At 62.5% G+C, this 14311-nt stretch carries 17 protein-coding genes; 13 read left to right on the top strand and 4 right to left on the bottom strand.

Features of this window, described 5'->3' with window-relative positions; genetic code table 11:
• Positions 1 to 34: 34 nt before the first annotated feature.
• Entirely contained in the window at positions 35 to 772 is a 738-nt protein-coding gene (locus BMZ70_RS19210; protein ID WP_165403615.1) for a M48 family metalloprotease, read from the bottom strand.
• A gap of 21 nt (positions 773 to 793) precedes the next feature.
• Here BMZ70_RS19210 and ugpQ point away from each other — a divergent pair, with 21 nt between their 5' ends.
• The 9 genes from ugpQ (at position 794) to BMZ70_RS19165 (ending at position 10000) form a co-directional block, all read left to right on the top strand.
• Positions 794 to 1561: a glycerophosphodiester phosphodiesterase gene (gene ugpQ, locus BMZ70_RS19205; protein ID WP_092278390.1), complete on the top strand. Its 768-nt coding sequence runs from the start codon at positions 794 to 796 to the stop codon at positions 1559 to 1561.
• 66 nt (positions 1562 to 1627) lie between these two features.
• Positions 1628 to 2272 carry a helix-turn-helix transcriptional regulator gene (locus BMZ70_RS19200; RefSeq protein WP_092278388.1) on the top strand — a complete coding sequence of 215 codons (645 nt, stop codon included), beginning with the start codon at positions 1628 to 1630 and terminating at the stop codon, positions 2270 to 2272.
• Between the two features lie 59 nt (positions 2273 to 2331).
• Positions 2332 to 2757, top strand: coding sequence for a hypothetical protein (locus BMZ70_RS19195; protein WP_130301109.1), 426 nt, complete (start codon positions 2332 to 2334; stop codon positions 2755 to 2757).
• Between the two features lie 70 nt (positions 2758 to 2827).
• Entirely contained in the window at positions 2828 to 5440 is a 2613-nt protein-coding gene (gene alaS, locus BMZ70_RS19190) for an alanine--tRNA ligase (protein WP_092278384.1), read from the top strand.
• 242 nt (positions 5441 to 5682) lie between these two features.
• Positions 5683 to 5910, top strand: coding sequence for a sulfurtransferase TusA family protein (locus tag BMZ70_RS19185; RefSeq protein ID WP_092279519.1), 228 nt, complete (start codon positions 5683 to 5685; stop codon positions 5908 to 5910).
• 174 nt (positions 5911 to 6084) lie between these two features.
• Positions 6085 to 6834 carry an electron transfer flavoprotein subunit beta/FixA family protein gene (locus tag BMZ70_RS19180; RefSeq protein WP_092278382.1) on the top strand — a complete coding sequence of 250 codons (750 nt, stop codon included), beginning with the start codon at positions 6085 to 6087 and terminating at the stop codon, positions 6832 to 6834.
• An 11-nt stretch (positions 6835 to 6845) separates the two neighbouring features.
• Positions 6846 to 7778: an electron transfer flavoprotein subunit alpha/FixB family protein gene (locus tag BMZ70_RS19175; RefSeq protein ID WP_092278380.1), complete on the top strand. Its 933-nt coding sequence runs from the start codon at positions 6846 to 6848 to the stop codon at positions 7776 to 7778.
• Positions 7779 to 7854: 76 nt separating this feature from the next.
• On the top strand, positions 7855 to 9645 hold the full coding sequence (locus tag BMZ70_RS19170) for an acyl-CoA dehydrogenase (RefSeq protein ID WP_092278378.1): 1791 nt from the start codon (positions 7855 to 7857) through the stop codon (positions 9643 to 9645).
• Between the two features lie 40 nt (positions 9646 to 9685).
• Entirely contained in the window at positions 9686 to 10000 is a 315-nt protein-coding gene (locus BMZ70_RS19165) for a hypothetical protein (RefSeq protein WP_092278376.1), read from the top strand.
• On the opposite strand, the gene BMZ70_RS19160 is transcribed toward BMZ70_RS19165, so the two are convergent.
• Genes BMZ70_RS19160 through BMZ70_RS19150 form a run of 3 tightly spaced genes read right to left on the bottom strand, consistent with a single transcriptional unit; the run spans position 9987 to position 12011 of the window.
• Positions 9987 to 10964, bottom strand: a complete 978-nt coding sequence (locus tag BMZ70_RS19160; protein ID WP_092278375.1) for a proline dehydrogenase family protein — start codon at positions 10962 to 10964, stop codon at positions 9987 to 9989. The two genes, BMZ70_RS19165 and BMZ70_RS19160, sit on opposite strands and share 14 nt — an antisense overlap.
• Positions 10965 to 10971: 7 nt before the next feature.
• Positions 10972 to 11568: an outer membrane lipoprotein gene (locus tag BMZ70_RS19155; RefSeq protein WP_092278373.1), complete on the bottom strand. Its 597-nt coding sequence runs from the start codon at positions 11566 to 11568 to the stop codon at positions 10972 to 10974.
• A 14-nt stretch (positions 11569 to 11582) separates the two neighbouring features.
• Positions 11583 to 12011 (bottom strand): NINE protein, encoded by a 429-nt coding sequence (locus BMZ70_RS19150; protein ID WP_092278371.1) that lies wholly within the window; start codon positions 12009 to 12011, stop codon positions 11583 to 11585.
• A gap of 222 nt (positions 12012 to 12233) precedes the next feature.
• Here BMZ70_RS19150 and rpsP point away from each other — a divergent pair, with 222 nt between their 5' ends.
• The 4 genes from rpsP to rplS all read left to right on the top strand — a co-directional run bounded on the left by rpsP (position 12234) and on the right by rplS (position 14293).
• Entirely contained in the window at positions 12234 to 12485 is a 252-nt protein-coding gene (rpsP, locus tag BMZ70_RS19145; protein ID WP_092278370.1) for a 30S ribosomal protein S16, read from the top strand.
• A gap of 18 nt (positions 12486 to 12503) precedes the next feature.
• Positions 12504 to 13043, top strand: a complete 540-nt coding sequence (gene rimM / locus BMZ70_RS19140; protein ID WP_092278368.1) for a ribosome maturation factor RimM — start codon at positions 12504 to 12506, stop codon at positions 13041 to 13043.
• A gap of 35 nt (positions 13044 to 13078) precedes the next feature.
• Positions 13079 to 13825: a tRNA (guanosine(37)-N1)-methyltransferase TrmD gene (gene trmD / locus BMZ70_RS19135; RefSeq protein WP_092278366.1), complete on the top strand. Its 747-nt coding sequence runs from the start codon at positions 13079 to 13081 to the stop codon at positions 13823 to 13825.
• Between the two features lie 84 nt (positions 13826 to 13909).
• Complete coding sequence (gene rplS / locus BMZ70_RS19130; protein WP_092278364.1) at positions 13910 to 14293, top strand: 50S ribosomal protein L19; 384 nt, start codon at positions 13910 to 13912, stop codon at positions 14291 to 14293.
• The last annotated feature ends 18 nt before the right edge of the window (positions 14294 to 14311 follow it).

The raw sequence follows: 14311 nt of genomic DNA, 5'->3' as shown, positions 1-14311 counted from the left end.
TTTGAGCAATTCAGGCCGCTAGTGTGGCGGCGTGTCATTTTTTTTGCAAGTCAGCCGCCACCGCCTGTGCGGCGCGCCAGCGCTGGGCCGGCGAGGGATAGTCGGCCTTGCTCAGGCGCGGCCAGTCGCTGGCGCGCATCATTTTGCGGAAGTAGCCGGCCAGCCGCTCCGCCGGCCAGCCGGCGCGCCATGCCAGTCGCAGACCTTCGCGGTCGGCTTCCTCTTCCTGCGCGTAGTTGGTGGCGGCCAGCTTACCCATCAGCGTGCGGTCATGGTCGACCGCGTGTTCGAGTTCAAGGAAGGAGCGCTGCTCCCACACGGCATCGATGCGCAGCGCCGCCTGGTATTCCTTCAGGTTGTGGTGCAGGGCGGCGTGTTCGATCTCGTGTGCCAGCAGCATGGCCAACTCGTCGTCGTTCAGCTGCAAGCGCTCGACGTAGGGTTTGCTGACCAGGATTTTGCCGCCAGCCATGCAGTCGGCCGTGATGTCGCCATCGTCGGTGGTATGGACTTCCCATGCCCAGCCTGCCGTTTCGGGATAATCGCGCTGTGCCTGCGCCACCAGCCGATCGGCGATGCGGCGCACGCGCGTGGTGAAGTATTGGTCGCGGTCGATGATGTGGTCGGCCAGCCGGTCCGCATACAGCACGGCGGCGCGCGCCACCACTTCGTCGGCAGTCGGCGTGGCGGCCGGGGCCGGCGGTGCGGCGAGCAGGGCCGCCAGCAAGGTCGCTAGCAGCAGCGCTGCGAATCGTGATAACGTCCTTGCCATCACAACCTCCGGGGCAAAACCATGTGGCCTTACCCAAAAATTGTAGCGCATCGCGGCGGCGGCACGCTGGCGCCCGAAAACACCGTGGCCGGTTTGCGCGCCGGCCTGGCACGCGGCTTCCATGCCGTCGAATTCGACGTGATGCTGTCGCGCGACGGCATCGGCATGGTGATGCACGATCCGGACTTCGGCCGCACCGTGGCCGGGCAGGGCAGCGTGGCCCAGACCGATGCGGCCGCGCTGGCGGCGATGGACGCCGGCCTGTGGTTCAGCGAGGAGTTCCGCAACGAGCCTGTGCCATTCTTTACCCAATTCATCGATTATTGCAAGGAACACCGCATCTGGATGAATGTGGAGATCAAGCCCGCGCCCGGCCACGATGCCGCCACCGGGCGCTGGGTGGCGCAAACCACCCGTGCCGGGTACGCCGATGAGTTGCGCGCGGGCGACACCGGCCGCGTGCCGCTGCTGTCTTCTTTCAGCATGGCGGCCCTGGCCGCAGCGCGTGATGCCGCGCCGGAGGTGCCGCGCGGATGCCTGTTCGACACGCTGCCGAAAAATTGGGCAGAGGTGGCGCGCGAGCTCGGCGCGGTTTCCATCCACACCAACCACAAGCACCTGGACGCCGCGCAGGCCGCCGCCATCAAGGCGGCCGGTTTCGGCCTGTTCTGCTACACCGTCAACACGCCCGAACGCGCACGCGAAATTCTCGGCTGGGGCGTGGACGGATTCTGCACCGACCGCATCGACCTGATTGGCCCTGACTTCGGTGAGGCGCCCACCTCATAAAAATCTTTTAACGCTCATGTGGCCTTCCGAGTATATATTGAGGCAGTACCTTGGAAGGGGAGGAGCATGCAGGCGTTCACGTCCTTCGCGGTGGCCACCTATCTGGATGCCGCGCTCAACCGTATGGACATAGCCGTGTTCCTGGTCGACGCGGAACTGCGCCTGCTGCATGCCAACGACGCCGCAGCCGAACTGCTGGAACGTGATACAGCTTTGCGCCTGCATGGCGACAAGCTGTTGCAGGACGCGATGGGCGGCGACAAATCATTGGCCCAGCTGGTGTCGGCCGCGCTGGACATCGGACACGACAGCAACGCGCCGCAGGCGCTCTGCCTGCATCGCAGCGGCCGCCAGCCGCTGTTGCTGACGGTGCTGCCGGTCAGGGCCTCGCCCGACTTGCCTGCGCTGCCGGCCTGCGCCATCGTGATGGCCAGCGATCCCGAAACCCACCGCCTGCCGCGCGAACTGCTGATGCAGCTGTTCGACCTGACGCCGGCCGAAGCCGGCATCGCCCAGGCGCTGGCGCACGGCGAAGCGCTGGAAGACATCGCCTGCGCGCTCGATATCAGCATGCACACGGTGAAGACCCACCTGCAAAAGCTGTTCCGCAAGACCGGCACGCGCCGCCAGGGCGAGCTGGTGGCCATCCTGCATGGCGCGCCGGCGGTGCTCAGTCGTTTGAGTGATGTGCCGCCTCACAGCGCCGCCTAGACTGGCTTGAGCGCTGTCACATGGCCGCGCCATAACCACAAGAAAAGGGAGTCTCTACCATGAAAACTCAATGGCTATTGGGCCTGGCGCTGTGTGCGGCCACGCTCGGCACGCAGGCACAAACAAGCGATGAAAGTGTGAGGATTCCGGCGCCACGCCTGACGATTGAGCTGCCGGAACGGCATTCCTACGTCGATCCTCGGGAGTCGCGCGAATTTCGCGGTACTTATGAATTGTCGAACGGGCAGCTGCTGACGCTGACGGCCGTTGGCAACATCATGTACGGCGAGGTCGGCGAGCAGGGCCGGCACCGCATGGTGGCGACCCGCCACAACACCTTCGTGGCGCTGGACCGCAAGCTGCAAGTGCGCATCGATCGCGGCCAGGATGGCGAGACCAGCGGCGAAGTGCTGGTGGCGGTGCCGATGCGGATCGCCGAAACCGGCGAAATCGGGGAGCACATCGTGCGGCTGGCGGCGCGTTAGTAGGGGAGAACGGGGCTGGCTGTGGCATAATCAATCTTTTGCACCAGCCAGCTTTCTACCCTCTAACGACATGAAATCATCTGAAATCCGCGAGAAGTTCCTCAAATTCTTCGAATCTAAAGGTCATACCATTGTCCGGTCCAGCTCCCTGGTGCCAGGCAATGACCCGACCCTGCTGCTGACCAATAGCGGCATGGTGCAGTTCAAGGACGTGTTCACCGGCACCGACAGCCGCCCGTACAGCCGCGCCACCTCGGTGCAGCGCTGCGTGCGCGCCGGCGGCAAGCACAACGACCTGGAAAACGTCGGCTACACCGCGCGCCACCATACCTTCTTCGAAATGCTGGGTAACTTCAGCTTCGGTGATTACTTCAAGCGCGACGCCATCAACTTCGCCTGGGAACTGCTGACCAAGGTCTACATGCTGCCGGTCGACAAGCTGACCGTGACCGTCTATCAGGAAGACGACGAAGCCTACGATATCTGGGCCAACGAAGTGGGCGTGCCGAAAGAGCGCATCATCCGCATCGGCGACAACAAGGGCGCGCGCTACGCCTCGGACAACTTCTGGCAGATGGCCGACACCGGCCCATGCGGCCCATGCACCGAGATCTTCTACGACCACGGCGCCGATATCTGGGGCGGCCCGCCGGGCTCGCCGGAAGAAGATGGTGACCGCTTCATCGAGATCTGGAACCTGGTGTTCATGCAGTTCAACCGCGACGAGCAGGGCGTGCTGCACAAGCTGCCGAAGCAGTCGGTCGACACCGGCATGGGCATGGAGCGCCTGGCCGCCGTGCTGCAGCACGTGCACTCGAACTACGAGATCGACCTGTTCCAGGCCCTGATCAAGGCTGCCGCGCGCGAAACCGGCGCCACCGACCTGGAAAACAAATCGCTGCGCGTGATCGCCGACCACATCCGCTCGGCCGCGTTCATGATCGTTGACGGCGTGATTCCGGGCAGCGAAGGCCGCGCCTACGTGCTGCGCCGTATCATCCGCCGCGCGCTGCGTCATGGCCACAAGCTGGGCCAGACCAAGCCATTCTTCTACAAGCTGGTGGCCGACCTGGCGATCGAGATGGGCGCCGCTTACCCAGAGCTGGAAGAAGCGAAAGAAAACGTCGCCAAGATGCTGAAGGCGGAAGAAGAGCGCTTCGGCGAAACGCTGGAAACCGGCATGAAAGTGCTGGAAGCCCAGCTGGCCAAGGACGGCACCCGCATCGACGGCGCCACCGCCTTCACGCTGTACGAAACCTACGGCTTCCCGCCGGACCTGACCGCCGACATTTGCCGTGAGCGCAACATCGGCTTCGACCAGGAAGGCTACGACGCCGCCCTGAAGGAAAGCCAGGAACTGTCGCGCAAGGGCGGCAAGTCGGTCAAGGACGCCAAGGTGGAATACACCGGCGAGAAGAACAAGTTTGTCGGCTACGACAGCCTGAGCCACGCGACTGCCAAGGTCATCGCGCTGTACTCGGCCGGCTCGCCGGTGCAGGAACTGAAAGCCGGCCAGCCGGGCATCGTGGTGCTGGACACCACCCCGTTCTACGCCGAGTCGGGCGGCCAGGTGGGCGACCAGGGCGTGATCGCCGCTGCCGCCGGCCAGTTCGACGTCAGCGACACGCTGAAGATCCAGGCCGATGTGTTCGGCCATCACGGCGTGCTGGCCTCCGGCTCGCTGAAAGTGGGCGACGCAGTGACCGCCAATGTGGACGAAGCCAAGCGCGGCCGCATCATCCGCAACCACTCGGCCACCCACCTGATGCACAAGGCCCTGCGTGAAGTGCTGGGCTCGCACGTGGCGCAGAAGGGCTCGCTGGTCGATCCGGACAAAGCCCGTTTCGACTTCAGCCACAACGCGCCGATGACCGCTACTGAAATCGCGCAAGTGGAAGCCATCGTCAACCGCGAAATCCTGGCCAATGCGCCGGTGCAGTCGCACCACATGTCGTTCGACGACGCGGTCAAGCACGGCGCGATGGCGTTGTTCGGCGAGAAGTACGGCGATGAAGTGCGCGTGATGGATATCGGCACCTCGAAAGAGCTGTGCGGCGGCGTGCACGTCAACCGCACCGGCGACATCGGCCTGTTCAAGATCGTCTCGGAAGGCGGCGTTGCAGCCGGTATCCGCCGCGTTGAAGCGGTGACCGGCGAAGGCGCGCTGGCGCTGGTGCAGGGCATGGCGCGCAAGCTGGGCGAAGCCGCAGCCGCGCTGAAATCGAACCCGGATGAGCTGACCACCAAGATCGTGGCGGTGCAGGACCAGGTGAAATCGCTGGAGAAGGAACTGGCCGCACTGAAGTCCAAGCTGGCGTCTGGCCAGGGCGATGAACTGGCCGGCCAGGCGGTCGACGTCAAGGGCATCAAGGTGCTGGCGGCAACGCTGGACGGCGCCGACGTGACCGCGCTGCGCGAAACGATGGACAAGCTGAAGGACAAGCTGAAGACCGCCGCCATCGTGCTGGCCGCCGTCAATGACGGCAAGGTCAGCCTGATCGCCGGCGTCACCGCCGACTCCACTTCCAAGGTCAAGGCGGGCGAGCTGGTCAACTTCGTTGCCCAACAAGTGGGCGGCAAAGGCGGCGGACGCCCTGATATGGCGCAAGCCGGCGGCACCGATCCGTCGGGTCTGGCTGGTGCGCTGGCCGGCGTTTCGGCTTGGGTCGGCGAGCGCGTATAAAGCAGAAAATCGCGCTGTAAGGTAGCGTAGATGCGGCCTGTGTGTGGTCTGGCGACCATGCGCAGGCCGTTGTCGTATGGGGCCGGGTGTTGTATACTTTCCAGTTCCCGTTGCAAACTTGCAACGTACAACGAACTATTTTGGTGCAGCGCGTCATCCGCCCCGAAAAGGAGTAGTATGACGACACACCTAACCAAAAGAGCGGGTTCTCGATGAGCGACACCATACTTGAAAACGAAATCATGGAATTTCAAAAGGAACTGGACGCACGCGGCCTGAACTGCCCGTTGCCTATCCTGAAAGCCAAGAAGGCGCTGGCAGAGCTGCAAAGCGGCGAAGTGCTGCGCATCATGGCCACGGACCCCGGTTCGGTGCGCGATTTCCAGGCTTTTTGCAAACAAACCGGCAACGCCCTGTTGTCGCATGTCCAGATCGGCCGTGAGTTTGTCTTTTTGATGCAGCGCAAATAACAGCCGCTGTATTTTTCCTTCCCAGAAGTTCGTCTGAAAGATTTTATTTTTAGACGATTTCTACTAGCAAAAAAACGCACGATCGTGCTTAAAATTCTTGTGGTGGCCTGATTTCTCATATAATCTAGCCCACATTATTTGTCCCGAATTCTCTTTTTTCCCAAAGGCACAGCTATGAAAGTCTTGGTACCCGTCAAACGTGTAGTCGACTACAACGTCAAAGTGCGTGTGAAGTCCGATAACACTGGTGTTGATATCGCCAACGTCAAAATGTCGATGAACCCATTCGACGAAATCGCAGTGGAAGAAGCGACCCGCCTGAAAGAAGCGGGCAAGGTCACCGAAGTGATCGCTGTGTCCGCTGGCGTGACCCAGTGCCAGGAAACCCTGCGTACCGCAATGGCGATCGGCGCCGACCGCGGCATCCTGGTGGAAACCGCCACCGAACTGGAGCCGCTGGGCGTGGCCAAGCTGCTGAAAGCGCTGGCCGACAAGGAACAGCCGCAACTGATTATCCTGGGCAAGCAGGCGATCGACGATGACTCCAACCAGACCGGCCAGATGCTGGCTGCGCTGCTGGGCTGGCCGCAAGCGACCTTCGCCTCGAAAGTGGTGCTGGAAGACGGCAAAGTCACCGTGACCCGCGAAGTGGACGGCGGCCTGGAAACCCTGTCGCTGACCCTGCCGGCCATCGTCACCACCGACCTGCGCCTGAACGAGCCGCGCTACGTGACCCTGCCGAACATCATGAAGGCGAAGAAGAAAACGCTGGACGTGACCAAGCCGGAAGACCTGGGCGTCGACGTCACCCCACGCCTGAAGACCCTGAAAGTCGCCGAGCCGGCGAAGCGCTCCGCCGGTATCACCGTGCCGGACGTCGCCACCCTGGTCGCAAAACTGCGCACCGAAGCTAAAGTCATCTAAAGGAAACGAACATGGTCGCATTAGTTATCGCTGAACACGACAACGCTAGCCTGAAGGCCAGCACCCTGCACACCGTGACCGCAGCCGCCCAGTGCGGCGGTGAGGTGCACGTCCTGGTCGCCGGCTCGAACGCTGGCGCCGCCGCAGCCGCTGCCGCGCAAATCGCCGGCGTGTCGAAAGTGCTGGTGGCCGACGCCGCTTACTTCGCCGACGGCCTGGCCGAGAACGTGGCTGAGCAAGCGCTGGCCATTGCCGGCGCCTACAGCCACATCCTGGCGCCAGCCACCGCCTACGGCAAGAACATCCTGCCGCGCGTGGCCGCCAAGCTGGACGTTGCGCAGATTTCGGAAATCACCAAGGTTGATGCACCAGACACCTTCGAGCGTCCGATCTACGCCGGTAACGCCATCGCTACCGTGCAGTCGACCGACAAAGTCAAAGTCATCACCGTGCGCTCGACCGGCTTCGACGCCGCTGCCGCCACCGGCGGTTCGGCTGCGACCGAGACCGTTGCTGCGGTTGCCGATTCGGGCAAATCGGCCTTCGTTGGCCGCGAAGTGGCCAAGTCGGACCGTCCGGAACTGACCGCCGCCAAGGTGATCGTATCGGGTGGCCGCGGCATGGGCTCGGGCGAAGCGTTCAAGATCCTGGAACCGCTGGCCGACAAGCTGGGCGCCGCAATGGGCGCTTCGCGCGCCGCCGTGGACGCAGGCTACGTGCCGAACGACTGGCAAGTGGGCCAGACCGGCAAGATCGTTGCGCCTAACCTGTACATCGCCGTCGGTATCTCGGGCGCGATCCAGCACTTGGCCGGCATGAAAGATTCGAAGACCATCGTCGCCATCAACAAAGATCCTGAAGCACCGATCTTCTCCGTTGCTGACTACGGCATCGTTGGCGACCTGTTCGAACTGGTGCCACAACTGGTTGCTGAACTGGGCTAAACCCGCATAAAGCATTACTCAGGCCACGCTGATCCGGAACGCCGGGTTGCCGTGGCCTTTTTCTTGGAGACATAAGATGCCATATCAAGCACCGATCAAAGACATGCTGTTCGTGATGAACGAACTGGCCAACCTGCAAGCCGTGAGCGAACTGCCGGGCTGCGAGGACGCCACCCCGGAAACCGCCGAAGCCGTGCTGGAAGAAAGCGCAAAATTCGTGGCCGGTGAAATCGCACCGCTGAACCATGCGGGCGACAAGGACCCAAGCTTCTGGAAAGACGGCAACGTCACCACCACCAAGGGCTTCAAGGAAGCCTTCCGCCAGTTCGCCGACGCCGGCTGGCAGGGCCTGCAGCACCCGACCGACTTCGGCGGCCAGGGCCTGCCGAAGCTGGTTGGTACCCCGTGCGTGGAAATGCTGCACGGCGCCAACCTGGCGTTCGCACTGTGCCCGCTGCTGTCGGACGGCGCCATCGAAGCGCTGCTGACCGCCGGCAGCGACGAGCAGAAAGCCACCTACCTGGAGCCGCTGGTGACCGGCAAGTGGACCGGCACCATGAACCTGACCGAGCCGCAGGCCGGTTCCGACCTGGCCGCCGTGCGCACCCGCGCCGAGCCGCAGGGCGATGGCACCTACAAGATTTTCGGCACCAAGATCTTCATCACCTACGGTGAGCACGACATGACCGAAAACATCGTCCACCTGGTGCTGGCGCGTACGCCGGATGCGCCGGCGGGCGTGAAGGGCATTTCGCTGTTCATCGTGCCGAAGTTCATGGTCAATAAAGACGGCTCGCTGGGCGCGCGCAACGATGCGCACTGCGTGTCGATCGAACACAAGCTGGGCATCAAGGCCTCGCCAACCGCCGTGCTGCAATTCGGCGACAACGGCGGCGCCATCGGCACGCTGGTGGGCGAAGAGAACCGTGGCCTGGAGTACATGTTCATCATGATGAACGCGGCCCGTTTCGGCGTTGGCATGCAGGGTATCGGCCTGTCCGAGCACGCATACCAGCACGCGCTGGCGTATGCCAAGGACCGCGTGCAGTCGCGCGACCTGAACGGTTCGCCGGCCGGTGTGGCGATCATCAACCATCCGGACGTGCGCCGCCTGCTGATGAATATGCGTTCGCAGACCGAAGCCGCGCGTGCGCTGGCCTACGTTGGCGCCGCGCTGTACGACGCCGCGCACCACAGCGCCGACGCCGCCGTGCGCGCCGAGAACCAGGCGGTGTACGAATACCTGGTGCCGATCATCAAGGGCTGGTCGACCGAGCTGTCGCAAGACGTGACCCGCGACGGCGTGCAGATCCACGGCGGCATGGGCTTCATCGAAGAAACCGGCGCGGCGCAGCACTACCGCGACGCCAAGATCCTGACCATCTACGAAGGCACGACCGCGATCCAGGCGAACGACCTGATCGGCCGCAAGACCGTGCGCGACGCGGGCAAGGTGGCCAAGGGCCTGATCGCGCAAGTGCGTGCGACGGAGGCGGAACTGGCCAAGCTGGACGGCGCCGACTTCGCGGCCATCCGCAAGCACCTGGCGCAGGGCGCGGCGGATCTGGAAGCGGTGGTGGACTACGTGGTGGCCAACATCAAGGCCGACATCAAGGGCGTGTTCTCGGGCAGCGTGCCGTACCTGAAGCTGGCTGGCATCGTGCTGGGTGGCTGGCAGATGGCGCGCGCGGCGGTGATCTCGCAGCAGAAGCTGAGCGCCGGCGATGGCGATGCCAGCTTCTACAAGGCCAAGATCGCGACCACGCGCTTCTTCGCCGACCACTTCCTGACCCAATCGTCGGGCATCCGCACTTCGATCATCGAAGGCAGCGCCGGCGTGCTGGCGCTCGATATCGAGCAGTTCTAAGCGCTACACACCGCCATCGTCCCCGGCATGCACGGAGACGATGGCGCGCAACACGTTGAATCCGATACGCCGTTCGCTGCGTACAAGCTGGATATTCTTTAATGAGGCCAGCATGAAACCTATCTTTGTCCCTGCCGTTCCCGCCACTTCCACCGTTCCCACCACCGGCCGCAAGGCATATGCCATCAAGCGCATGAGCGCCGCCGCGCAGCGCTTGTTGCTCGCCGAGACGTTCGCCGACGAGATTCGGGCCGGGCAATGGGTGCTGGCCTGGGCGGTGGCGGCTGGCGCCCGTCCGTCGTCGCGCTCAACCGAGGCGAGCCTGGAGGCGCTTTACCAGTTCAGCCTGCATTGAGGTCGAGGATGGCCTGGTAGACCCGGATGGGTTCCTCGGCGATGCGGTTCAGCACGTAGAGGAAATGTTCCTGTCCGAACACCGCGTATTCGCGGGTGGGGAAGCCGCGCGCCTGCAGGGCGTCGATCTGCTCGGTGCCGAGGCCGATCAGCGATTCAAATTCAAACCAGCGCGGGTCGATGCGTTCCTGCGCGATCAGGTCGACGAGGTTGGCCTGGATGCTGCGGTCATGGGTGGCGATCGCGCACTTGTGGCCGCTCAGTAGCAGCTCTTGCGCGTAGCGGCGGTAGGCGGTTGCCAGCTCGGGGCTGTTGCGGCCATAGGCCACGCCTTCCGGCTCCAGGAACGCGCCTTTCACCAGCCGGATGCGGCCCGGCAGCTTCATCAGCGCCGGCAAGTCCTGCGCCGTGCGGTGGCGCTTGGCCGGTACGGTGATGCCGACATTGCGCAGATCATCCTCTTGATGCAGCCGCGTGTAGATGGCGTAGATGTCGTCGGCGCGGTCGATGCCTTCCATCGAAATCATCACCTCGCGGTTGATTTCGGCGGCGGCCAGCGCAATGCGGCGCGCGTTGCGGTAGCCCAGTTCGCTGTCCACCAGCGAGCCGATGTGCGAGAGGTCGAACGAGATCGAGCAATTCAGGTTGCGCTGGCCGATGGCTTGGACCAGCTCCATGAACACCTCGGTCTCGGCCATCGCGAACGCTTCGTCGCGCACACTCTCGCCCATGTACTCGGCCGACGCCGCATGGCCGCGCGCGATGATTTGCGCGACGCGCCGCAGCGCTTCCTCTACCGTCTGTCCGGCCACATAGCGCTGCGACACCTTGTGCATAAACGGCCGCAGCAGCGGATCGTTGCAGAACTTTTCCTTGGCCGTTTCATCCAACGCCAGCGCGCGCAAGGCGCCGGCCGCCTGGTCAACCAGTGCTTGCCATTCGGTAGGGAAGGTGGGTGCTGTCATATGGTCCTTATCGGCGGATGATGCTGCCGTTGGCGTTTTGCACGCGGTCGCCGCTCATCATTTGTGGGTCATGGTCGAAGTGGAAGCTGGCCTGGCGGCCGTCGTCGTATTGCACGTGCACGGTCCATTGCTTGGTGGCCTTGGCTTTTTCTTCGACCTTCTTGCCGGCGTAGGCGCCGCCGGCGGCACCGGCCACCGTCGCCAGCTGGCGGCCGTGGCCGCTGCCGACCTGGTTGCCCAGCAGGGCGCCCGCCACGCCGCCGGCGATCATGCCCAGCGCGCTGCCTTCGCCGGCCTTCTCGCCGGTCACCACTTGCGTGACCTTGCCGCAGTCGCGGCAGTCACCCGGCTTGGCCGGGCTGGCCTTGTACTGGGCCTTGGCCATTGCCGTCGATTTGTCGAACTCGGCCTTGGCGTCGCGCAGGCATTGCATGCGCTGGCCGGAATCCGGTTCTTCGCTGCAGAGTTTTTTATCCTCGGCATAGCGCGTGGCGATGCGCTTGTTCTCGGCGTTGAATTGGTCTTTTGGACTTTGCGCCTGTGCGATCGAGGTGGAGGCCAGGGCGGCCACCAGCACGGCGGTAGTGATGGAACGGTTGTGCATGCTTGTTCTCCTTGTTAACCGTAAGCCCCACCAGTGTACAGCAAGTCAAACAGGCGAGAAATCGTCGCAATCAGACTGCCGGCGCCGATCATCATGCTGGCCACCAGCACCACGGCCAGCGGCCAGCGTGTGTCCGACTGGCGGCCCGATTGCGGGTTGTGGCGCGCGTCCCACTTGTCGTCCGGCGTCAGGCCCAGCACCAGCGCTTCGAGGAAGCCGGCCAGGCCGGAGACGATGATGGGCAGCAGCTGGTAGAAGCCGTTGGCGCCGGGCGCCGCCAGCGCCACCAGCCAGGCCGCCGGCAGGCTGGCCAGATGCAGCCACAGCCAGCGGTCGCGCCAGCCGCCCAGATACAGCCTTTGCAGCCCGAGGCCGCCAAACAGGAAGGCGAGCAGGGCGGCGATTGTCTTGTTTTTGTGACGGGGCTGGTGCAAAACAGTCATGGTTGTTCAGCAAAATAGTCAGTGAGCCACCAGTATCAGGCATAATACGGCCCCCGGCACGCCTTTTTTACGGGCAAGCCACTTGCCCCCAGCGCCGGAACAAGGGATAATCTTTGATTACCCCAACATGCCCAATTATTTCATTAACGCTTGCTGCCTCGCGGCAAAGCTTGCTATAATTTGCGGCTTTTTCCGTCCTAGCACAAATTTTTTGGAAATATTATGGTCGTTATTCGTTTAGCTCGTGGTGGTGCCAAGAAGCGCCCTTTCTTCAACATCGTTGCAACTGATTCGCGCAATCGTCGCGATGGCCGTTTCATCGAGCGTATTGGCTTCTACAACCCAATGGCTTCGGGCCAGGAAGTTGCTCTGCGTATTACCGCTGACCGTCTGGCTCACTGGGAATCCGTCGGCGCACAACTGTCGCCTACCGTTGCTCGTCTGGTCGCCCAGAACAAAAAAGCAGCAGCCTAAGTCTGTCTGGTTACCGGTTTGACCGATAAGAATGCATCCGGGGTGCAAATCCCCGACGATCTGGCACAGGTAGGCTTTGTCTTCGGTGCTTATGGCGTTGCTGGCTGGGTCAGGATTCGTCCTTTCTCGGAAGATGCGGATGCACTCCTCAAGGTCAAAACCTGGTGGCTCGATAAACCGGCGATGCGCGATGTGGACGTCCAGCAGTGCAAACTGCATGGCGGCGATGTCGTAGCGCGCCTGGTTGGCGTGTCTGACCGGGACAGTGCTGAAGCGCTCAAGGGCGCCGCAGTGTTTATCCCGCAGAGCCGCTTCCCGGCCTTGTCCGGCGATGAGTTTTACTGGGCCGAGTTGATCGGCCTGGAAGTAGAGAATCTGCAAGGTGAGCACCTGGGTAAGGTGTCTGACATGATGAGCAATGGTCCGCAGTCGATCTTGCGCATCACCGCCGCAGAAGACGAGGCGCAAGAGCGCCTGATCCCATTTGTGGACGCGTTCATCATCAAGGTGGACAAGGAAGCCAGGAAGATCACTGTCGACTGGGGCCTTGATTACTAAGTTTACCAAGCGTAAAACATTGAGGGCGGTTCGCCATGCAATTTGATGTCGTAACCCTGTTCCCGGAAATGTTTGCCGCAATTACGCAGTCGGGTGTGACCCGGCGTGCGTTTGAACAGAATAAATGTGGCCTGTCGCTGTGGAATCCGCGTGATTTCACCACCGACAATCACCGCACCGTGGATGATCGCCCGTATGGCGGCGGCCCCGGCATGGTGATGATGGCCAAGCCGCTGGAGCAGACCATTGCCGCCGCCAGGCAGCGCCAGACCGACGCCGGTCTGCCAGCGCCGCGCGTGGTGTTCATGTCGCCCCAGGGCAAGCAGTTGACGCATGAGCGTGTGATGCAGCTGAAGCAGGAGCCCGGTCTGGTGATCCTGTGCGGCCGCTACGAAGCGGTGGACCAGCGTTTGCTGGACCGGGTGGTCGATGAAGAAATCAGCCTTGGCGATTTCGTGCTGTCCGGCGGCGAGCTGCCGGCGATGGCCTTGATGGATGCGGTGATCCGCCTGATTCCCGGCGTATTGAACACCGACGCCTCGGCGATTGAAGACAGCTTCTTCAACGGCTTGCTCGATTCGCCGCACTACACGCGGCCGGAAACGTATGAAGGCGTGGCAGTACCGCCAGTCCTGATGGGCGGCAACCACGCCGAGATCGAAAAATGGCGTCGCCAGCGCATGCTGGAGGCGACCGCGCGCAAGCGACCGGATTTGCTTATCAAAGCGCGTGAGGCGGGACTGCTCACCAAGCGCGACGAGCAATTTTTGGCAGGCCTCTGAGCCTGTCTGTTATAACCCCATCCTCTACTGGGCCGAGTTTTTACTCATAGCGCGCCAGCAAGATGGTTTTTGGAGTCATTAAAAATGAACCTGATTCAACAACTCGAGCAAGAAGAAATCGCTCGCCTGGGCAAAAACATTCCTGATTTTGCACCTGGCGATACCGTGGTAGTCAACGTGAACGTAGTCGAAGGCACCCGCAAGCGCGCCCAGGCTTACGAAGGCGTTGTTATCTCCCGTCGTAACCGTGGCCTGAACTCGAACTTCATCGTTCGTAAGATCTCGTCCGGCGAAGGCGTTGAGCGTACCTTCCAGCTGTTCTCGCCGCTGATCGCTTCGATCGAAGTGAAACGCCGCGGTGACGTACGTCGCGCTAAACTGTACTACCTGCGCGATCGTTCGGGTAAATCGGCACGTATCAAAGAAAAACTGCCAAACCGTCGCCCAGCGGCGAAAGCAGCCGTTTAATATCGGTTGTGTTTGGAG

This window comes from Duganella sp. CF402, from assembly GCF_900109645.1.
Taxonomy (GTDB): Bacteria; Pseudomonadota; Gammaproteobacteria; order Burkholderiales; family Burkholderiaceae_D; genus Rugamonas.
Note: the sequence above shows the minus strand (reverse complement) of the source record. Positions and strands in the feature narration are given on the sequence as shown.